General features: G+C 45.5%; 17 protein-coding genes. 11 read left to right on the forward strand and 6 right to left on the reverse strand.

Annotated features, from left to right (window positions below):
- The first annotated feature begins 305 nt into the window (after positions 1–305).
- From epmA to cysE, 6 genes are all read left to right on the forward strand, one after another.
- A complete protein-coding gene (epmA, locus tag ACQEXS_RS13030; protein WP_427014182.1) occupies positions 306–1,271 on the forward strand; it encodes an elongation factor P--(R)-beta-lysine ligase in 966 nt (321 codons plus the stop codon).
- A gap of 163 nt (positions 1,272–1,434) precedes the next feature.
- Positions 1,435–2,397: a DHH family phosphoesterase gene (locus ACQEXS_RS13035; RefSeq protein WP_427014115.1), complete on the forward strand. Its 963-nt coding sequence runs from the start codon at positions 1,435–1,437 to the stop codon at positions 2,395–2,397.
- A gap of 186 nt (positions 2,398–2,583) precedes the next feature.
- Complete coding sequence (locus ACQEXS_RS13040) at positions 2,584–3,018, forward strand: rhodanese-like domain-containing protein (protein WP_367987921.1); 435 nt, start codon at positions 2,584–2,586, stop codon at positions 3,016–3,018.
- Positions 3,019–3,177: 159 nt separating this feature from the next.
- On the forward strand, positions 3,178–3,648 hold the full coding sequence (secB, locus tag ACQEXS_RS13045; protein WP_367987922.1) for a protein-export chaperone SecB: 471 nt from the start codon (positions 3,178–3,180) through the stop codon (positions 3,646–3,648).
- A 229-nt stretch (positions 3,649–3,877) separates the two neighbouring features.
- Positions 3,878–4,912, forward strand: coding sequence for an NAD(P)H-dependent glycerol-3-phosphate dehydrogenase (gene gpsA, locus ACQEXS_RS13050; RefSeq protein ID WP_427014116.1), 1,035 nt, complete (start codon positions 3,878–3,880; stop codon positions 4,910–4,912).
- A gap of 60 nt (positions 4,913–4,972) precedes the next feature.
- Positions 4,973–5,794 (forward strand): serine O-acetyltransferase, encoded by an 822-nt coding sequence (cysE, locus tag ACQEXS_RS13055; RefSeq protein WP_367987924.1) that lies wholly within the window; start codon positions 4,973–4,975, stop codon positions 5,792–5,794.
- A gap of 146 nt (positions 5,795–5,940) precedes the next feature.
- Here cysE and ACQEXS_RS13060 read toward each other — a convergent pair whose 3' ends face one another.
- The 3 genes from ACQEXS_RS13060 to argE form a co-directional block, all read right to left on the reverse strand.
- Positions 5,941–6,480 (reverse strand): PadR family transcriptional regulator, encoded by a 540-nt coding sequence (locus tag ACQEXS_RS13060; RefSeq protein ID WP_367987925.1) that lies wholly within the window; start codon positions 6,478–6,480, stop codon positions 5,941–5,943.
- Positions 6,481–6,924: 444 nt separating this feature from the next.
- Entirely contained in the window at positions 6,925–9,558 is a 2,634-nt protein-coding gene (gene ppc / locus ACQEXS_RS13065) for a phosphoenolpyruvate carboxylase (RefSeq protein WP_427014117.1), read from the reverse strand.
- Between the two features lie 220 nt (positions 9,559–9,778).
- Complete coding sequence (gene argE / locus ACQEXS_RS13070; protein WP_427014118.1) at positions 9,779–10,915, reverse strand: acetylornithine deacetylase; 1,137 nt, start codon at positions 10,913–10,915, stop codon at positions 9,779–9,781.
- Positions 10,916–11,068: 153 nt separating this feature from the next.
- On the opposite strand from argE, the gene argC reads away from it, so the two are divergent.
- The 4 genes from argC to argH all read left to right on the forward strand — a co-directional run bounded on the left by argC (position 11,069) and on the right by argH (position 16,281).
- Positions 11,069–12,073: an N-acetyl-gamma-glutamyl-phosphate reductase gene (argC, locus tag ACQEXS_RS13075; protein ID WP_427014119.1), complete on the forward strand. Its 1,005-nt coding sequence runs from the start codon at positions 11,069–11,071 to the stop codon at positions 12,071–12,073.
- A 20-nt stretch (positions 12,074–12,093) separates the two neighbouring features.
- A complete protein-coding gene (argB, locus tag ACQEXS_RS13080) occupies positions 12,094–12,885 on the forward strand; it encodes an acetylglutamate kinase (protein WP_427014120.1) in 792 nt (263 codons plus the stop codon).
- 80 nt (positions 12,886–12,965) lie between these two features.
- Positions 12,966–14,186 (forward strand): argininosuccinate synthase, encoded by a 1,221-nt coding sequence (locus tag ACQEXS_RS13085; protein WP_367987930.1) that lies wholly within the window; start codon positions 12,966–12,968, stop codon positions 14,184–14,186.
- A 220-nt stretch (positions 14,187–14,406) separates the two neighbouring features.
- Positions 14,407–16,281: an argininosuccinate lyase gene (gene argH, locus ACQEXS_RS13090; RefSeq protein WP_367987931.1), complete on the forward strand. Its 1,875-nt coding sequence runs from the start codon at positions 14,407–14,409 to the stop codon at positions 16,279–16,281.
- Between the two features lie 196 nt (positions 16,282–16,477).
- On the opposite strand, the gene ACQEXS_RS13095 is transcribed toward argH, so the two are convergent.
- The 3 genes from ACQEXS_RS13095 to ACQEXS_RS13105 all read right to left on the reverse strand — a co-directional run bounded on the left by ACQEXS_RS13095 (position 16,478) and on the right by ACQEXS_RS13105 (position 19,500).
- Entirely contained in the window at positions 16,478–16,741 is a 264-nt protein-coding gene (locus tag ACQEXS_RS13095; protein WP_427011040.1) for a DUF3624 domain-containing protein, read from the reverse strand.
- 375 nt (positions 16,742–17,116) lie between these two features.
- Positions 17,117–18,574 carry a dihydrolipoyl dehydrogenase gene (locus ACQEXS_RS13100; RefSeq protein ID WP_427014183.1) on the reverse strand — a complete coding sequence of 486 codons (1,458 nt, stop codon included), beginning with the start codon at positions 18,572–18,574 and terminating at the stop codon, positions 17,117–17,119.
- A 197-nt stretch (positions 18,575–18,771) separates the two neighbouring features.
- Positions 18,772–19,500 carry a glutathione peroxidase gene (locus tag ACQEXS_RS13105; RefSeq protein WP_427014121.1) on the reverse strand — a complete coding sequence of 243 codons (729 nt, stop codon included), beginning with the start codon at positions 19,498–19,500 and terminating at the stop codon, positions 18,772–18,774.
- A 151-nt stretch (positions 19,501–19,651) separates the two neighbouring features.
- Here ACQEXS_RS13105 and oxyR point away from each other — a divergent pair, with 151 nt between their 5' ends.
- Positions 19,652–20,542, forward strand: coding sequence for a DNA-binding transcriptional regulator OxyR (gene oxyR / locus ACQEXS_RS13110; RefSeq protein ID WP_427014122.1), 891 nt, complete (start codon positions 19,652–19,654; stop codon positions 20,540–20,542).
- Positions 20,543–20,576 lie beyond the last annotated feature (34 nt).

Raw genomic sequence — 20,576 nt, forward strand, 5'->3', positions numbered from 1 at the left:
AGCTGCTTCTAGGAAAAATTGATGTATTTAGGTTTTTGCAGCGGAAATGCAAACGAGAGCATAGATTTTCTAGGTTATGTGATTGCAGTCACGGCATTGCGACAATAGATGATTCTGTTGTCTACCCTCTGAATCTATAGGGAATTTAACGAATCAATAGCTTGCGTCATGACCACTCATTGGATTTATCAAGCGTAACAATTCAACAACCCAGTTGGTGTTTTTGAGCTGGGATTGTTTCTCCCTTTTCTAGCGCTACAATGTGCGCTTCTTCTCTATGATAAAGATGCAACAAAATGCCTGATATGAACTGGAAGCCGACCGCAACGACTGAGCAGCTAAAACAGCGCGCAGGTTTACTTCGCGCCATTCGTCAATTTTTCCATGAGCGTGATGTGTTGGAAGTGGACACACCAGCGATGAGCCATGCAACCGTGACGGATATTCATCTGCATACCTTTCAGACGGAATTTGTTGGCCCAGGTTATGCTGGTGGCAGTAAGCTATTTTTAATGACCAGTCCTGAATTTCATATGAAGCGCTTGCTTGCCGCAGGCAGTGGTTGCATCTACCAAATCAACAAAGCTTTTCGCAATGAAGAGAATGGTCGTCACCATAATCCGGAATTCACCATGCTTGAGTGGTATCGAGTGGGTTTTGACCACCATAAATTGATGGATGAGATGGATGAACTGCTGCAATTGGTGCTGCAATGTGGCGCAGCGCAGCGCATGACTTACCAACAAGCTTTTATTGATGTACTCGGTGTGTGTCCGTTAGAAGGGTCAATGCAAGAGCTAAAATCTGTTGCTGACAAGCTCGGGCTGAGTGATATCGCTGAGCCCGAAGAAGATCGTGATACCTTGTTGCAGTTGCTATTTAGCATGGGGGTTGAAAGCAAGATAGGCCAGCAGGTGCCGGCATTTGTTTATGATTTTCCAGCATCACAAGCGGCACTCGCGAAAATCAACCCGCACGATCATCGCGTAGCGGATCGTTTTGAGGTGTATTTCAAAGGCATTGAACTGGCTAACGGTTTCCATGAGTTAGACAATCCGCAAGAACAGCTCATGCGTTTTGAACAAGACAATAGCAAGCGTCTCGAAATGGGTTTAAAACCTCAGCCGATTGACCATCATTTAATTTCAGCTCTGGAGGCGGGGCTGCCTGAGTGTGCAGGCGTCGCACTAGGTATTGATCGTTTAATTATGTTGGCATTAGGTTGTGAACATATTGATCAAGTCACGGCGTTTCCATTTCCAAGAGCATGATTTGTTAGTTAAAAATCAGTAAAGGCGTTGTCTGTCATGGGTTACATCTTTTTACCATGGCTTATGCCATAGGGATCTAATTCGTGACTTGGTTTAACGATATGATGCGTAATGCAATCGGCAAGGGATTGTGACCGATAGGAACATAAAACAAGGGATAAGCATGCATTACGATGTATTCAATGGAGACGCTGATGGCATCATCGCGCTATTACAACTGCGCTTGGCACAGCCGAGAGAGAGTCAACTGATCACGGGTGTAAAGCGTGATATTAAGTTGCTTGAGTACGTTGTTGATGCGGGCGATGCCTCCTCAGTGACGGTGCTTGATATTTCGATGGAAAAGAACCGAGAGGCGTTGGATACGCTACTTGCTGGCTCGGTTCCTGTTTTTTATTGTGATCATCACCGTAGTGGTGAGCTGCCGAGTTCTAACTCGCTTGAAGCATTGATCAACCTCGATGCAGAAGTGTGTACGAGTCTCTTGATTAACGAGAAACTGAATAGCCAATATGTCCACTGGGCCATTGCCGCGGCTTTTGGTGATAACCTAAATCGTGTGGCAGAGACATTGGCACAAAAGCATCATCTAAGTGAGGCTGATACGGCGTTTTTACAGCAGCTAGGTGTATTGATTAACTACAATGGTTATGGGGCCACACTGGATGATCTGCACATTGCGCCTGCAGAGCTGTTTCTTCAGCTATTGAACTACCCAGACCCATTTGCTCTGCGCTCTGATCAACAGTCGCCGTTTTATCAACTTCAGCGTGGCTACCAAGACGATTACCAACAAGTGGCAGCGTTAAAACCCATTCATCAATCTCAGGCTGCAACTGTTTATGAGCTGCCGTGTGAAGCATGGGCACGCCGCATCAGTGGTGTTTATGGCAATGAACTTGCTAACCAATCGCCATCTCAGGCGCATGCAGTGATGACGCTAAACCCAAGTCAAGCTGACTATACCGTGAGTGTTCGTGCTCCGTTAAATAACCGCATTGGAGCCGATGAAGTGTGCAGCCAATTTGCAACGGGTGGAGGACGTAAAGCGGCTGCTGGGATCAACGCGTTACCTCAATCTGAAAAGAGTACCTTTATTGCAACCTTAGATGCGTTTTATCGCTAGTTTGGCCTCATAGAGCGAAACAAGTCACGGCTATCAATGCATTAACTGAAGCGAGACGCTACTTAGGTCACGAGATTTACATCTAGTTATCATTGACGCTATAGCCTCTGCCGCCTATCCCCGTTATACTTCCTGACTGATTTTATCGTCCGATTTTTAACGACAAACACTGCAAGAGCACAGGATATGCAAGAATACATTGAGTTTTTCCAACAAAACATGATTTTATCTTTGGTATGGGTTGGCCTACTTGTTGCCCTTATCATGAATATTTTCAAATCGTCGACTGCCGCTTACAAAGAAATCGGTGCTTCCGAAACCACTCAGTTGATGAACCGTGAAAATGGTGTTGTTGTGGATATCCGCGCTAAAGATGAGTTCCGCAAAGGACATATTACCGATGCAGTTCACATTTTACCTTCGGATATCAAAGCAGGTAGCTTTGGTGCCCTTGAAAACCGTAAATCTGACCCAATCATTGTGGTATGCAAAACAGGTCAAACAGCTCAAGAAAGCGCTAACCTGCTAGCAAAAGCGGGTTTTGAAAAAGTGAACCTGTTGAAAAATGGTCTAATCGCTTGGAACGAAGCGAACCTGCCACTTGTTCGTGGTAAGAAATAACCATTGATGAGGCGAGAGATTAGGCGCTGAGTAAAAAAGCAGCGCTTAAGTCCAATGAGTTGTGAAACTGAGCACGAAAATTAGTGAACTATTCGTTTCCACCGCCTCTCTCAGTTAGTCTCACATCAGACTGTATTTTACGGAATAAAGGATTCAAAAATGGCTGAAGCAGCACCACAACAAGAAGCACAACAATTTGCAATTCAACGCATCTTCCTGAAAGACGTTTCTTTCGAAGCTCCTAACTCACCAGTAATGTTCCAAAAAGAGTGGAATCCAGATGTGAAACTGGATCTAGACACTCAAAGCCGTGAGCTTGGTGACGGTGTTTACGAAGTGATCCTACGCCTGACAGTGACAGTGAAAAATGCAGAAGAAACTGCATTCCTATGTGAAGTTCAACAAGGCGGTATCTTTACTGCAGAGAAAATGGAAGCGGGTCAGCTAGCGCATTGCCTAGGTGCATTCTGTCCAAACATCCTGTTCCCATATGCACGTGAAACGATTTCTAGCCTAGTGGTTAAGGGTACATTCCCACAACTAAACCTAGCACCAGTTAACTTTGACGCGCTATTCATGAACTACCTACAGCAACAAGCTGAGCAAGGTGAAAGCCAACCTGAAGCGTAAGCTGAAGGTGGGTCTGACTTCAGTTTATTGAGGTTAGGTAAACAATGATAAAAATGCACAAAGCATCTTCAATAACCGATGCGTTGTGCATTTTTTGTTTAATATATAGCTAAGTTACTTCATCTTGCGTAGGTGCTTTAGCTATATACCCATGTGATTTCAAGATGCAGAACTCAGAGCTTTATTAACGAGTTCAATACAAGAACAATGATTAAATTCGGGCGGAACTATGACAGATTCTCAAACCAATAATGCCTATGGAAAAGAGATTGCGATGACAGTGATCGGGGCGGGCTCATACGGCACGTCTTTGGCGATCTCGTTAGCTCGTAATGGTGCCAATGTGGTTATTTGGGGCCATGAAGCTGATCATATGGCGCGTTTGCAAGCGGATCGTGCTAACCATGAATTTTTGCCGGGCATTGATTTCCCAGAAACGCTGATTGTTGAATCAGACCTTGAGAAAGCAGTTCAAGCAAGCCGTGATCTGCTTGTTGTAGTGCCTAGCCACGTTTTTGGTATTGTGCTGAATAACCTCAAGCCTTACCTGCGTGAAGACACTCGAATTTGCTGGGCGACAAAAGGATTAGAGCCGGAAACGGGACGCCTGTTAAAAGACGTCGCACACGATATTATTGGAGATGCTTATTCACTGGCCGTATTGTCAGGCCCAACGTTTGCAAAAGAACTAGCAGTTGGTATGCCGACGGCGATTTCCGTCGCTTCGCCAGACGATAAGTTTGTGAAAGATCTGCAAGAAAAAATCCACTGCAGCAAAACATTCCGCGTTTACGCCAATAGTGACTTTACCGGTATGCAATTGGGCGGTGCAGTGAAAAACGTGATTGCAATTGGAGCCGGGATGTCTGATGGCATTGGTTTTGGCGCAAATGCTCGTACAGCACTTATCACGCGCGGTTTGGCTGAAATGTGCCGCCTTGGCGGCGCTCTTGGCGCTCAACCAGAAACCTTTATGGGTATGGCTGGTTTAGGTGACTTAGTGCTGACATGTACCGATAATCAATCACGTAACCGCCGCTTTGGCCTTGCTCTAGGGCAAGGGAAAGATGTCGATACGGCTCAAGACGAAATTGGTCAGGTGGTCGAAGGCTATCGCAATACCAAAGAAGTATGGTTGCTGGCAGAACGTATGGGTGTAGAGATGCCAATAGTTGATCAAATCTATCAAGTATTGTATCAAGGAAAAGATGCTCGCATGGCAGCGCAAGATTTGCTCGCCCGTGATAAGAAAGCAGAAGGATAATTAACCGGCTTAGCGGTTGCCTGTGTCGAGGTGAATCGCTAGGTATCCAGGGAATTGCACATGAATAATTGTGAGAAACAGAAAGTCTGGCAAGCGATTGTGAAGGAGGCTCGTGAGCTTTCTGAGCAAGAGCCGATGCTAGCGAGCTTCTATCATGCCACCATTATTAAGCATGACAGCCTAGCCGCGGCCTTGAGCTACATACTTGCTAACAAGCTGAATACCGCCTCAATGCCAGCGATGGCAGTACGTGAAGTAGTGGAAGAGGCCTTTAACTCTGACCCCTCTATTACCGAAGCTGCGGCTTGTGATATCTGTGCCACAGTGAATCGAGACCCGGCGGTTGCGATGTATTCAATGCCATTACTTTACCTAAAGGGCTACCATGCGCTACAGGGCTATCGGGTTGCAAACTGGCTGTGGAAGCAGGGACGTATGGCCTTGGCTACCTACCTGCAAAACCAGATCTCAGTCGCCTGTCAGGTAGACATCCATCCAGCTGCCCGTATTGGGCGCGCGATCATGCTCGACCATGCTACTGGGATTGTGATTGGTGAAACGGCTGTTGTCGAAAATGATGTATCAATTCTGCAAGATGTGACCCTAGGTGGTACAGGTAAAGAGTGTGGCGATCGACATCCTAAGATCCGTGAAGGGGTGATGATTGGAGCTGGCGCTAAAATCTTAGGCAATATCGAAGTTGGAGAGGGTGCAAAGATTGGTTCTTGCTCGGTCGTACTTCAGCCAGTCCCTCCTCATACTACTGTGGCGGGTGTCCCAGCTAAGATTGTCGGAAGGCCGAAAACAGATAAGCCTTCTTTGGATATGGACCAGCAATTCAATGGTCGCTCTCAGAGCTTTATTGGTGGCGATGGAATATAGATTTACACCAAAAAATCAATAAACGAACGCCAATTACCTTTGTGATTGGCGTTTTTGTATGCGCTAAAAATAAAAAAACCGATACTAATGTATCGGTTTAAACTTGTTGTTGTGTCTGCTGCATCTTGGCAGAGCGGCACCTGTTATTAAGACAATGCTTCTAGCTCTTCAAGAACTTCTTCTGCCCATGCAATCCATGCTTGGCGTGCAAGGAGATTGCGGCGAAGGGTCAAACGCTCCAAGCGTTGCTGCTTGTCGAGTGTTGCAGGTGTTGAGTAGTACGCTAGTTCAATATCTTTATAGTGATTAACGAGTTTACGGGACTCTTCAACAAGGTCTGCGAGTTGTAGGCGGTATGGTCCAGAATCTTGAACCGAACAAGCCATCAGCTTTGCTGAAAACTCATCGCGTATAGTTGGGTGCGCTGTAGGTTGATCAAACCATTCACCTAGGGCAATGCGGCCTGCGTCGGTGATGGAATAAACTTTACGATCCGGCTTTCCTTCTTGAGGCTCTAAAACGCAAGTGACCAAGCTATTTTGAGCCATTTTATTCAATTCACGGTAAACTTGCTGGTGGCTTGCTTTCCAGAAGTATCCGATTGTTGCGGAAAACTCTTTAGTGATGTCGTATCCAGTTGCATCGCGTGTGCTCAGAACTGTAAGAATAACGTGTGGTAATGACATGTCTTCAATCCAAAAGGTCAATAAACTTTAACAACTGCCTGAGTGTCTGTTGTGCTTCTAAAGGCACTAATCATCAGTTATCACTGGGCATACCAACAAAGTTGGTCATGTCACCTTAAAGCCGTTTATCACCTAATCTCGATCTAGACGTTATCGAGGATATGCGGATTGTTGATTTTATAATGTTCCGCAGAAGTGGATTAGTATATCTAAATAATAAGCACAAAGTAGAATAGAAAAACAGAATAAATCAAAAAACTAACAAAAAGCTCAGTAAGTAATACTTTTGGTATTTTGTTTTTTAGGGGTGGTTTAGTCTGTACCGTTTGTAGGATTATATTCTGACATGTATAAGCCATTGAATGGCATACTGCTATGATGATATGTGCTACAGGATAGAAAAAAGGCTGGTGACAACACCAGCCTTTTTGATTTACTAGCAGATTATCCGGTATTGCGCATACCTGCTGCGATACCTGCGATTGTCACCATGAGGGCTTCTTCAAGCTCTGGTGAAGGCTCTTCAGTTTGACGTGTCCGGTATAACAATTCTGCTTGTAGCATGTTGAGTGGCTCAACATAGATATTGCGTAGACGGATAGATTCTTTACCCCATGGGTCGCTTTGCATTAAGTTCTCGTTGTTTTCTACATTCAGTACAACTTTAATGTCTTTTTGCAACTGTTCACGCAGGCGATCACCTAATGGAAGCAGTTCTGGTTGTGCGAGACGTTGGTCATAGTAGCGAGAGATCTCAATGTTACACTTCGAGTACACCATCTCTAGCATGCCAAGGCGAGTTGAGAAGAATGGCCATTCACGACACATTTCTTCCAGTAGTGCTTGGTGGCCTTTATCAATCGAATACTGGATCGCTTCACCTGCGCCAAGCCATGCAGGTAGAACCAAGCGGTTTTGACTCCAAGAGAAAATCCAAGGGATCGCACGCAAACTTTCTACACCACCATTTGGGTTGCGTTTAGCAGGGCGTGAGCCCAATGGCAGTTTGCCAAGTTCAAGCTCAGGGGTTGCTTGACGGAAGTAAGGAACAAAATCCGCTTCACCACGAACCACGCTTCGGTAAGCTTCACAGCTGACTTCAGACAGTACGTTCATAAGATCGCGCCAGTCTTGTTTTGGTTCTGGTGGTGGCAATAAGTTTGCTTCAAGAATCGCACTGGCGTACAGGTTAAAGCTATTAACAGCAACATCCGGTAGACCGAGCTTAAAGCGGATCATTTCCCCTTGCTCAGTAACGCGTAAGCCGCCTTTCAAGCTTTTTGGTGGTTGAGATAATAATGCTGCATGTGCTGGAGCACCACCTCGGCCAACAGTGCCGCCACGGCCGTGGAATAAGGTGAGTTCAACCCCTTCCTCTTCTGCGACTTTCACCAATGACTCCATCGCATGATATTGGGCCCAGCCAGCTGCCATAACGCCGGCATCTTTCGCTGAATCCGAGTAGCCGATCATGACCATCTGATGATTCTGAATGAAGCCACGATATAGGTCGATGCTCATCAGCTGTTTGATCACCGCTTCTGCGTTATTCAGGTCATCAAGGGTTTCAAACAGAGGGCATACATCCATACGGTAAGGGCAACCTGCTTCTTGCAGTAGCAAATGGACAGCCAAAACATCAGAGGCGGTACGGGCCATTGAAATCACATACGCTCCAAAGGCTTCACGTGATTGGTTAGCAATGATCTTACAGGTATCTAAAACTTCTTTAACCGGTTCTGATGGTTCCCAGTCGAGAGGAAGCAGTGGACGCTTCGAACTTAGTTCATTAGTTAGGAAAGCGACTTTATCTTGCTCGCTCCATTGATCGTAGTCGCCGATCCCCAGGTAACGAGTCAGCTCAGACAGTACATCTGAGTGACGTGTACTTTCTTGACGGATGTCGAGACGAACAAGGTGGACACCAAACGCTTTAACGCGACGTAGTGTATCCAGTAGTGAGCCATCAGCAATGACACCCATGCCGCACTCATGCAGAGACTGGTAGCAAGCGTAGAGCGGCTGCCAAAGTTGTTCAACCTGCTGTAACGGCGCTTTCACTGCCAGTTTTTGACCATTGATTTTTGCATCAAGGATCTCTTTCGTGTCGTTAAGTAGCGCACGTAGTTGCTTTAAAATGCCACGATAAGGTTCATGTTGATCATCACCAGCAAGCTCTCGAACCGCATCGTTGCACTTAGTCATCGACAGTTCACTGATCAACTCATTGATGTCGTTCAGGTACAGATCAGCGGCTTTCCAGCGTGAAAGCAGTAACACTTCACGAGTGACGGTATGAGTGACAAATGGGTTGCCATCTCGGTCACCACCCATCCACGAAGAAAAGTGAACAGGTCGCGCATCAATCGGAAGACCTTCACCAAGGTAGTTTTCTAAGCGCTCATCCATTTCACGTAGGAATTCAGGAACGGCTTGCCAAAGTGAGTTTTCAACCACAGCAAAGCCCCATTTCGCTTCATCTAGAGGCGTTGGACGCTGTTGACGAATAACATCAGAGTGCCAGCTTTGGGCGATCAATTGTTCTAAACGACGCTCAGTCTTATGGCGCTCTTTAGGTGATAGATCACTTAACTCAAGTTTTGATAGGCATTCATTGATCTTCACCAATTTGTTGATCATGGTGCGGCGAGTAATTTCTGTCGGGTGTGCAGTCAGTACCAGCTCAATGTTTAAGTCTCGAATGGCTTGTGCTGTATCGAGTTTGCTGACATTGCTTTGGCTGAGCTTAGAAAACAGCGTATTGATCGCATCCGGCTCACACACATGTGACTCACAATGACGTGAGATGGTGTGGTATTGCTCTGCCATATTGGTGAGGTTGAGAAATTGGTTAAATGCACGTGCAACGGGGGTAAGCTGCTCGTTAGGCAGGTTTTTAATTTCTTCGATCAGATTATCTCGATCTACCTGATTGCCTGCTCGGGCGGATTTGGAGAGTTTACGAATAGTTTCTACTTTATCGAGAATCGCATCACCATGCGCATCACGAATGGTGTTACCGAGCAAGTGGCCCAGCATACTTACATTGCTTCTCAGTGCAGAGTATTTCTCGTTCATTGTCATCCTGCCTTGTAAAAAAATTACATCCATTGTTCCTGAATAGGTAAACAATCTAGCGAAAAATATTGCCCCGAGTCAAATGGTGCAGGCTAAGTTTGCAAATATTGTGCAAAGAGATGTAACGAATATAAGATGCCCATTTTCACCGTAAATGTTGAAAATTTATTACAGAATTTCAATGAAAAGTAAAACAAGGTGGTGATGCCACCTTGTGATATTAGAAGCAATACTGACGAATCGATTTTTGCAGAATTTGGATCGTAGGATCGATGAAATCAAATGCGAGGAACTCATCGGGTTGATGCGCTTGGTCAATAGAGCCAGGACCAAGTACTAAAGTTGGACACAGTGTTTGTAAAAATGGGGCTTCGGTACAGTAATTGACCGTTTGTGATGAAGTTTCACAGATGGTTTCAACACCAGCGATAAAAGGGTGATCATGTTGACACTCATAACCTGGAATGGGTTCATGCAATGGGGTAATGCTGATCCTGTCCGGCCATTTTGCTTCCACTTCTTTAAGCGCATTTCTCAGCATGTTATCGAGTCCGTCCAAACTGATCCCTGGAAGAGGGCGAACATCATAGTGAAGTTCACAACAGCCACAAATACGGTTGGCACTATCCCCACCATGAATGTGGCCAAGGTTTAAGGTTGGACTTGGAATCGCAAAGCCGGGGTGGTGATATTCTTTGATCAGCTTGTCACGTAGCTGCATCAACGCGAAAAGTACCTCATGCATGATTTCTATCGCGTTGACACCCAGTGCAGGATCGGAGGAGTGTCCCGATTTTCCGGTAACGCGCACTGCATTAGCGACGTGTCCCTTATGGCCTCGAATCGGCACTAAACTGGTGGGTTCTCCGATAATGCAATAATCGGGTTTGATTGGCGCATTATCAGTAAAATGACGAGCACCCAGCATGGTCGTTTCTTCATCACAGGTGGCAAGAATATACAATGGCTTGGCTTGCTTACTCCAATCCATGTTCTTGACCGCTTCAATGATAAAAGCAAAGAACCCTTTCATGTCTGCCGTTCCTAAACCATAAAAGCGGTTGTTGTGTTCCGTTAAAGCATGAGGGTTGAAGTTCCATTGCCCCTCGTCATAAGGCACGGTGTCGCTGTGACCCGCCAACAATAAACCGCCTTCTCCTTGGCCTTTTTTGGCGATCAGGTTGTGCTTGCCGGGCTCAACTTGGGTTATTTCTACTTCAAAGCCGACATCTTTAAGCCAAGTTGCCAACTTTTCTATTACGTTTGCGTTGCCCTCGTCCCAGCTCGGATCGGTAGAGCTTATGGAAGAGGTTGAAATAAGGCCTTGATAGACCTCGAGGAAACTCGGTAACTGCATATTATCTTCGCTTTGCCTGTTGACATGAAAGTTTCAAAAAGGTAAAACACATATTAAATCATTTTTTATGAATAAAAAATCGATTAAAGCTTAATTTTGTAAATTTATAGTCATCGTGGCTATGTTGTTTTTCTTTGAAATGGATGTCTTGAAATGCTGAAAACCACCATTATTGGAGCGAGCGGATATACCGGAGCAGAACTTGCCTTGATGGTGCATAAACATCCAGAGCTCACGCTAGCAGGTTTATATGTTTCCGCCAACAGTGCTGATGCGGGCAAACCTATTTCTACGCTGCATGGCAAGTTAGCGGGCGTCATTGATGTGGCGATACAACCTTTGGTTGATGTGACAAAAGCGGCACAGCAGTGTGATGTGGTGTTCTTAGCAACGGCTCATGAAGTCAGCCATGACTTAGCACAGCGCTTTCTTGAACAAGGATGTCAGGTGTTCGATCTCTCGGGTGCCTTTCGGGTTAAAAGCCAAGGCTTTTACGATGAATTTTATGGTTTCACGCATAACTATGAAGATTTGCTCGATAAAGCTGCTTATGGCTTGGCTGAATGGAATAGTGAGGCGGTAAAAAATAGCCAATTAGTCGCGGTGCCTGGTTGTTATCCAACAGCTTCTCAACTTGCTATCAAACCATTGCTTGAGCCAGGTTTGTTGGATGTATCGCAATGGCCAGTGATTAATGCAACCAGCGGTGTTTCCGGTGCAGGGCGTAAAGCGAGCATGGCCAATAGTTTTTGTGAAGTGAGCTTACACCCATACGGTGTATTTAATCATCGTCATCAGCCGGAGATAGCGACACACCTAGGTTGCGATGTCATTTTCACGCCACACCTTGGTAACTTTAAACGTGGCATCTTAGCCACGATAACGATGAAGTTGGCTGAAGGAGTTTCTGCTGAGCAGATCGAACAGGTATTTGAGCACGCTTATGCCAACAAGCCCGCAGTTCGTTTAGTTAAAGGCGCTTTTCCAACCTTACAAAATGTTCAATTTACCCCTTTTTGTGACATTGGCTGGAAGGTTCAAGGAGAGCACATCATCGTGGTCTCAGCGATCGACAATTTATTAAAAGGCGCATCGAGTCAAGCGATGCAATGTTTAAACCTCCACTACGGATTTTCTGAGTTAACGGCACTGCTATAAGCGGTCTGGAAGGAAACGTTATGACAGATAACAAACAAATGCCATTGGTGATCAAGTTAGGCGGTGCAGCACTTTCAAGCACCGATACGTTAAGCCAAGTTTTTACGGCCATTGCAGATTATCAAAAGCAAGCTCAGCGACGAATCGTGATCGTTCACGGTGGTGGTTATCTGGTGGACGATCTTATGGCGAAACTGCAACTTCCAACAGTGAAAAAAGAAGGGTTGCGTGTGACGCCTTATGACCAAATCCCGCTGATTGCTGGTGCATTGGCTGGTACAGCCAATAAACAGCTTCAGGGGCAAGCGATCAAAGATGGATTAAATGCTGTGGGGTTAAGCCTAGCTGATGGTGGTTTGTGCCAAGTGGAAGAATTGGATCCGGAGCTAGGAGCGGTAGGGAAAGCAATTCCGGGTCAATCTCAAGTGCTGCAAGCTATTTTGGAACAAGGTGCGCTGCCGATCATTAGCTCAATTGGCTTAACGGCAGAAGGCCAGATGATGAACGTCAATGCGGACCAAGCCGCGGTGGCTGTTGCTGGTGCATTAGACGCCGAGTTGGTATTGCTATCGGACGTCAGTGGTGTGCTTGACGGAAAAGGACACTTGCTCACCAGCTTAGATGCGGCTCAAGCCAACAAGCTGATCGAAGGCAAAGTGATCACCGACGGTATGATCGTCAAAGTGAAAGCAGCATTGCAAGCGGCAAATGACTTAGGCAGACCGATTGAGGTTGCCACATGGCGCTACCCAGAAAAACTTGCACAGCTGTTTGCCGGCAACAGCATTGGTACTCAATTTGTACCGCAATAATTATTCAGAATTTTAGTTAAAAAGAATGGAAACCTGAGCACTGACCGCCAAGCGCAGAGCCAGGATCATGGAGAAGTAAAATGAGCAAAGTACAAGTAAATAAAGTGGTTGTCGCATACTCTGGCGGTCTAGATACCTCGGTGATCATCCCTTGGTTAAAAGAAAACTACGATTGTGAAGTAGTGGCGTTTGTTGCTGATGTAGGCCAAGGTGCTGAAGAACTGGAAGGTATTGAAGAAAAAGCCAAAGCTTCAGGAGCATCAGAGTGTTATGTGGCTGACCTAAAAGAAGAAATGGTAGCCGATTACATTTATCCAACGTTAAAAACAGGTGCTTATTATGAAGGTAAATATCTGTTAGGTACTTCGATGGCGCGTCCGATTATCGCCAAAGCACAAGTAGAAGTGGCTCGTAAAGTTGGTGCCGATGCGCTATGTCACGGCTGTACCGGAAAAGGCAATGATCAGGTGCGTTTTGAAGGTGCATTTGCTGCGCTTGCACCAGATCTTCACGTTATCGCACCTTGGCGTGAATGGGACTTAGTCAGCCGTGAGCAATGCCTTGATTACTTGGCTGAACGGAATATCCCATGTAGTGCTTCCCTCACAAAGATCTACTCGCGTGATGCGAATGCATGGCACATTTCCACAGAAGGTGGGGTATTGGAAGATACTTGGAATGCACCAAATGACGATTGTTGGGTATGGACAGCGGATCCTGAACAAGCACCAAATGAAGCGGAATATGTGACGCTAAAAGTAGAGAAAGGTGCCGTTGTTGGTGTCGATGGTGAGCAAATGACACCATACAATGCGTTGGTTTATCTCAATGAAAAAGGCGCAAAGCACGGTGTTGGTCGTATTGATATCGTTGAAAACCGTTTGGTTGGCATGAAGTCTCGTGGTTGTTATGAAACGCCAGGGGGCACTATCATGATGGAAGCACTACGTGCTGTTGAACAATTGGTATTGGATAAGAGTTCATTTGAGTTCCGTGAAGAGCTAGGCGTGAAAGCTTCTCACTTGGTGTACGACGGCCGCTGGTTTACACCGTTATGTAGCTCAATAATGGTTGCAGCTGAAGAGCTTGCACAAGACGTGAATGGTGAAGTGGTCGTGAAGCTATACAAAGGCCAAGCGACGGTGACTCAAAAACGTTCTGATAACAGCTTGTATTCTGAAGAGTTTGCAACATTTGGTGAAGATGAAGTGTATGACCAGAGTCATGCTGGTGGTTTCATCCGTTTATACTCACTGGCGAGCCGGATTCGAGCACTCAACGCAGCTAAGAAAAATCAATAAACACTCATTCATTGTTACTGAAAGCCCGCTGGATAGACAGCGGGCTTTTTTATTAACTGGCGGGAAATATATTTATATAAAATTCTTGAATAATTATGTGAAATAAGTGAATTTTTACTTTATTTTTAAATGGAATTACCGTAACGTTGAAGCATATCAAAAAAGACGCTGAATTCAGTCAAAACACAAGCAGTGATATCGAGCAATTAGGAGAGACGCGATGGCATTATGGGGCGGAAGATTTACCCAAGCGGCAGACACAAGGTTCAAAGATTTCAATGATTCACTTCGCTTTGATTACCGATTGGCTGAACAAGATATCGTGGGCTCTATTGCTTGGTCAAAAGCGTTATTGTCCGTTGATGTGTTGACGGAAGAAGAGCAGCAAAAGCTCGAATTAGCACTGAATGAGCTCAAGCTTGAAGTGATGGAAGATCCGCATCAAATACTGCGCTCTGACGCTGAAGATATCCACTCTTGGGTGGAGCAGCAACTGATTGGTAAAGTAGGGGATCTAGGTAAGAAGCTGCACACTGGTCGCTCGCGGAATGATCAAGTGGCAACCGACCTTAAACTTTGGTGTCGTCAACAAGGTCAGCAATTGCTGATGGCTTTAGATCGTTTACAGTCACAAATGGTTGATGTTGCCAAAGCGCACCAAGCCACCGTATTACCTGGATACACCCATTTACAACGTGCGCAGCCTGTTACTTTCGCTCACTGGTGCCTAGCTTATGTTGAGATGTTTGAGCGTGACTACTCGCGTTTAAATGATGCAATTAAAAGACTGGATACCTGTCCGTTAGGCTCTGGTGCCTTAGCAGGGACAGCATACCCTATTGATCGCGAAGAGCTGGCCCACAATCTAGGCTTTCGTCGTGCAACAAGAAACTCACTCGATTCAGTGTCCGATCGCGACCATGTAATGGAGCTCATGTCGATTGCATCGATTTCTATGCTGCACCTATCTCGTCTTGCTGAAGATATGATCTTCTACAATTCTGGTGAGTCTAACTTTATTGAGTTAGCTGATACGGTGACTTCCGGTTCTTCATTAATGCCACAAAAGAAAAACCCTGACGCTTTGGAGTTAATCCGGGGTAAAACCGGTCGGGTTTATGGCTCATTGGCTGGCATGATGATGACTGTGAAAGCACTGCCTCTTGCTTACAATAAAGACATGCAAGAAGACAAAGAAGGGTTATTTGACGCGCTGGACACGTGGAATGATTGCATGGAAATGGCTGCGCTCTGCTTTGATGGTATCAAAGTCAACGGTGAGCGTACCCTTGAAGCGGCGAAACAAGGCTATGCCAATGCAACTGAGCTTGCGGATTATTTGGTTGCTAAAGGGATTCCTTTCCGTGAAGCGCACCATATTGTCGGCGTAGCCGTTGTTGGCGCGATTGCGAAAAGTTGTGCATTAGAAGAGCTTAGTATCGCGGAATTGAAAGAGTTCTCACCTGTTATTGAAGACGATGTGTATGACATTCTGACGATTGAATCGTGCCTAGAGAAACGAAGTGCATTGGGTGGGGTGTCGCCTCAACAAGTCGCGTACGCTGTTGAACAAGCAGATCAACGTTTGGCACAACGTGACACATCCACGGTCAAAGTTCGCCCAGCACGTTTGACGGACATTGAAGCATTGGAAGGCATGGTGACTTATTGGGCAAACATGGGTGAGAATTTACCACGTTCACGTAATGAGCTAGTCCGTGATATCGGCTCATTTGCCATTGCAGAGCATCATGGCGAAGTCACAGGGTGTGCATCACTGTATGTCTATGATTCAGGTTTAGCTGAAATTCGTTCTTTGGGGATTGAAGCAGGTTGGCAAGGGCAAGGACAAGGTTCTGCTATCGTAAAATACCTGGTTGATAAAGCCCGCCAAATGGCAATTAAGAAAGTCTTTGTTTTGACTCGTACCCCAGAATTTTTTATGAAGCAGGATTTCTTACCGACGTCGAAGTCACTATTACCAGAAAAGGTGTTGAAGGATTGCGATCAATGTCCTCGTCAGCATGCATGCGATGAAGTCGCGCTGGAAGTAAATCTAGCAGAACAGGTGATTGCAAAAGTAAATGTCGCATAACGTTCTGAAAAGAAAAGTGTTTTAAAATTAAGGATAAAAAGATCAAAAAAGATCGATTTGTTTGGGAACAAAGTTGGAAAAGTAGGGTCTATTAAAGTACCACTGCTTTTTCTTAGAAGAATCTAAGAGGGCCCCAGACCGAGATATTGGTTTTGGGGCTTTTTTGTATCTGCACGCCACCCCCAGCCATGTTTGATTAAGGTTTTTGAGCTCTTTTCTCTTTACGCTTGCGCCAAGGCAAAATGACAAAGTGCATCCATAAATGAAGAAACAATAAGCCATTGAAGGCGAAACCAGCAAAGAGCAAGGCGATCGACTCGATCGACTCAGGTGTATTGCGAAATAACCACCACCATATGATCCAGCAAAGTACCGATAATACCGTCAATTGATCCATGCAGCGTTTGCATCGGCCAATCTTTTTCCAAAACCAGTGATCACGACAAGTCTCACATGTCATGTCATCTACTCCATTATTTTGTTCGCTTTAATTATACTCAAGTGCTGTTCAGTGGGGCAATCACGTCGTATCTTCATTGCGTGCAGAGCATGCAGATTATGTTTTGATGGTAAAAATGAAAACTTAACGTCATCTTGATTTTGTAGCACGTAATTGCTGTATGGTGGCGCTTGGCTCAAAAGGAATATAATAATGACAACAGAACTTAAGTTTGCTCTTGGGATCGCTGGTACTTTTTTCGTTGTTGGTGCAACGGCCATCGGTTTGGTCAGCCACTATGCAATGATAACGACAATGTGATACCGATTAAGGTGTAAAGTAAAAGCCTCGTTGATGACGAGGCTTTTGTTGTTTATAGGGCAAGCAATATGATGCTTAGCAACCCGGTCCGCAATCGAGACAATGTTTGATCATTTCAGGACCAAGATGCAGTTTTGCGTTCAAGTCTCGTAATGCTGTTCGCACGCCTTCTTCAATCACTGGGTGATAGAAAGGCATATCGAGCATTTCTGATACGGTCATCTTGTTTTGGTGTGCCCATGCAAGTAGATGCGCGAGATGCTCTGCATTTGGACCCATCATTTCGGCGCCGAGGAATCGACCTGTTCCTTGCTCACCATAAACATGCAAGATGCCTTTATTTCGCAACATTACGCGAGAGCGGCCTTGGTTTTCAAATGAAACTTCACCAGTTGCAAAGCAACCACAATTGCCCAAACGCGTTGATAATTGTTTGTAGGTTTCTCCGACCATCGCAATTTGTGGATCTGAGAATACTGCCGAAATTGGAGAACGGCGCAGACCAGCACGAATATCTGGGAATCGGCCTGCATTGTCACCTGCAATACGTGCTTGATCCGCAGCTTCATGCAGTAACGGAATTTGATTACTCGCATCACCAGCGATGAAGATATTTTCTACTGACGTTTGCAGTGTGTAATGCTCTGCTGTTGGCACGCCGCGTTCATCAAGTTCAAGAGTGGTGTTCTCTAAGTTTAAGTTGTCCACATTTGGACGACGCCCTGTTGCCGCAAGCACGTAGTCGACAATAAAGCTTTCTAATTCGCCATCATGGTTGATAAACAGAATCTCGACTTTATCTGTCCCCTCGATGCGCTTCATACTTTCAACTTTTACATCGGCGTCGAGATAGAATTCTTGTTTAAATGCTTGGTCAGCGTATGCCATAACTTCTGGATCTGTTAGTGGCCCTACTTGACCGCCAAGGCCAAAGAGTTTTACTTTCACACCAAGGCGGTGCAGTGCTTGTCCAAGTTCAAGGCCGATAACACCAGGACCGAATACTGCCACTGATTCAGGGAGATCATCCCAGTTAAATACGTCATCATTAATGATCAGGCGATCACCCAATTCATTCCATACGGCAGGGTAAGCTGGGCGAGAACCCGTTGCGATCACAATGCGCTTTGCAGTGATCTGCGTATGATCGTCAACCATTAATGTGGTGTTGTCGATGAATTTTGCATAGCCTGCCACTTTGTCTTCTGCAGGGATCTCATCCACACCTTCTAAAACGAAACCGACGAAACGATCTCGTTCACGCTTCACGCGGTCCATTACTTCTCGGCCGTTAATGACGATTTCACCTTGAGGATGAACACCAAAGCCAGGCGCTTTTTCAATTTGATGGACACTTTCTGCTGCAGCAATCAATAGCTTTGAAGGCATACAGCCAACGCGAGCACAAGTTGTGCCGTAAGGGCCACCTTCAATCATTACAACACTATCAGTATGTGCTTTTGCCGCACGATAGGCGCCTAAACCTGCTGTACCACCACCAATAACGGCAACATCGACATTTAACTGTTTCATCATGGATTCTCGCTTTTTTATTCCCATGTCATGCTAGGGGCGTTGACTGGGGGTCATGAATTTTATTTGAATGTTTAATCTAGATAAGTAGTCGGACTGCACTGAGACGACGACTTATCTAGACTAGGAGAGATGTGATTAAGGTGTCCCCCGAGCTACGAAGGCATCGGGAGACTGAGCGTTTTCGCTTTAAAGATTTAGCCTAGGTAAGTTTCAAGCTCTTCACTACCACCGATGTGTCTACCACCGATGAACACTTGAGGTACCGTGGCGCGACCAGTGACTGCACGTAGGCTAACAGTCGTTGCATCTTTACCCAGAATCACTTCTTCATACTGAAGACCGTGATCAATCAGATTTTGTTTCGCCTTAGCACAGAAAGGACAGCCAGGTTTTGTAAATACTGTGATGGATTCCTGTGTTTTAAAGTTTGGTGCGATGTACGACAACATAGTGTCTGCATCTGAAACTTTGAACGGGTCGCCCGGCTCGTTTGGTTCGATGAACATTTTCTCAACGACACCATCTTTTACCAACATGCTGTAGCGCCATGAGCGATCACCAAAACCAAGATCTTTTTTCTCAACCAGCATTCCCATGCCATCAGTAAACTCGCCGTTACCATCAGGGATAAAGGTGATATTTTCAGCTTCCTGATCGGCTTTCCAAGCGTTCATTACAAATGTATCGTTAACTGAAACACAAAGGATTTCGTCGACACCGTGCTCTTTGAATACAGGGAACAATTCGTTATAACGAGGTAAGTGGCTTGAAGAACAAGTTGGTGTAAATGCACCCGGCAAGCTAAAGACAATGACCGTTTTGTTTTTGAATAGGTCGTCGCTTGTTACGTTAACCCAAGCATCACCTTGGCGAGTCGGGAAAGTAACATGTGGAACATTTTGACCTTCTTTCGATGCGAACATAGTGTTTTCCTTCTGATTTTAAATTCGTTTAGAGCTTAATCTTTTTGCTGGCTCGGTTTCGTTTTGTTGAACTCATTATTGAAAAAAATCTTTGATAGCTCTAATCGTTTGATGCTATGGTTTCGATAGGTTTTTTCTATCGAGGTAAAAAATGAATATCCGCGATTTTGAATACTTGGTGGCTTTGGCTGAACACAAACACTTTCGCAAAGCCGCGGAAGCGTGTTTTGTTAGCCAACCAACGTTAAGTGGTCAGATCCGTAAGTTAGAAGACGAGCTTGGCACGGCTTTGTTAGAGCGAAGCAGCCGTCGGGTTTTGTTTACGGATGCGGGGTTACAACTTGTTGATCAAGCTCGATGCATTCTGAATGAAGTGAAAACATTTAAAGACATGGCAAGCGGCCAAAGTGGTGCGATGTCTGGTCCAATGCACATTGGCTTTATTCCAACCGTTGGGCCTTATATCCTTCCTCGCATCGTCCCTGCTTTAAAAGAACAATTCCCTGAACTTGAATTGTTTTTGCATGAAGCGCAAACGCAGCAACTGGTGCGTCAATTAGAAGATGGTAAGCTCGATTGTTTGGTGTTAGCGTCAGTTGCAGAGACGTCATCTTTTAAAGAAATTGAGGTATACAGTGAGCCTCTGAGCGTTGCGGTACCGTGCGATCATGAATGGGCGACGCTAGACAGTATTGATATGCTTGAGTTGAATGGTAAGACGGTGCTGGCTTTAGGGGATGGTCACTGCTTACGTGATCAGGCGTTGGGCTTTTGCTTTGCCGCTGGGGCAAAAGATGATGAACGCTTTAAAGCAACCAGCTTAGAAACCTTGCGTAATATGGTCGCCGCAGGTGCAGGCATTACGTTATTACCTGAGCTTTCCTTACCCAAAGAAAAGCAAAAAGACGGCGTTTGTTATATTCGAGCCGTTAACCCTGAACCATCACGCAGTATCGTTCTGGTGTATCGTCCGGGGTCTCCGTTAAGAGCGCGTTTCGAGCAACTGGCCTCGACTATTTCTGAGCAATTGACTGCTCGATAGTTGAAAAAAAGGTTGACCATTAGGTCAACCTTTT

Source organism: Vibrio sp. TRT 17S01, assembly GCF_050113695.1.
Taxonomy (GTDB): Bacteria; Pseudomonadota; Gammaproteobacteria; order Enterobacterales; family Vibrionaceae; genus Vibrio.

Coding starts and splice junctions, on each gene's coding strand:
- epmA (WP_427014182.1), top strand. CDS start 306: ATGAACTGGAAGCCGACCGCAACGACTGAGCAGCTAAAACAGCGCGCA.
- ACQEXS_RS13035 (WP_427014115.1), top strand. CDS start 1,435: ATGCATTACGATGTATTCAATGGAGACGCTGATGGCATCATCGCGCTA.
- ACQEXS_RS13040 (WP_367987921.1), top strand. CDS start 2,584: ATGCAAGAATACATTGAGTTTTTCCAACAAAACATGATTTTATCTTTG.
- secB (WP_367987922.1), top strand. CDS start 3,178: ATGGCTGAAGCAGCACCACAACAAGAAGCACAACAATTTGCAATTCAA.
- gpsA (WP_427014116.1), top strand. CDS start 3,878: ATGACAGATTCTCAAACCAATAATGCCTATGGAAAAGAGATTGCGATG.
- cysE (WP_367987924.1), top strand. CDS start 4,973: ATGAATAATTGTGAGAAACAGAAAGTCTGGCAAGCGATTGTGAAGGAG.
- ACQEXS_RS13060 (WP_367987925.1), bottom strand. CDS start 6,480: ATGTCATTACCACACGTTATTCTTACAGTTCTGAGCACACGCGATGCA.
- ppc (WP_427014117.1), bottom strand. CDS start 9,558: ATGAACGAGAAATACTCTGCACTGAGAAGCAATGTAAGTATGCTGGGC.
- argE (WP_427014118.1), bottom strand. CDS start 10,915: ATGCAGTTACCGAGTTTCCTCGAGGTCTATCAAGGCCTTATTTCAACC.
- argC (WP_427014119.1), top strand. CDS start 11,069: ATGCTGAAAACCACCATTATTGGAGCGAGCGGATATACCGGAGCAGAA.
- argB (WP_427014120.1), top strand. CDS start 12,094: ATGACAGATAACAAACAAATGCCATTGGTGATCAAGTTAGGCGGTGCA.
- ACQEXS_RS13085 (WP_367987930.1), top strand. CDS start 12,966: ATGAGCAAAGTACAAGTAAATAAAGTGGTTGTCGCATACTCTGGCGGT.
- argH (WP_367987931.1), top strand. CDS start 14,407: ATGGCATTATGGGGCGGAAGATTTACCCAAGCGGCAGACACAAGGTTC.
- ACQEXS_RS13095 (WP_427011040.1), bottom strand. CDS start 16,741: ATGACATGTGAGACTTGTCGTGATCACTGGTTTTGGAAAAAGATTGGC.
- ACQEXS_RS13100 (WP_427014183.1), bottom strand. CDS start 18,574: ATGAAACAGTTAAATGTCGATGTTGCCGTTATTGGTGGTGGTACAGCA.
- ACQEXS_RS13105 (WP_427014121.1), bottom strand. CDS start 19,500: ATGTTCGCATCGAAAGAAGGTCAAAATGTTCCACATGTTACTTTCCCG.
- oxyR (WP_427014122.1), top strand. CDS start 19,652: ATGAATATCCGCGATTTTGAATACTTGGTGGCTTTGGCTGAACACAAA.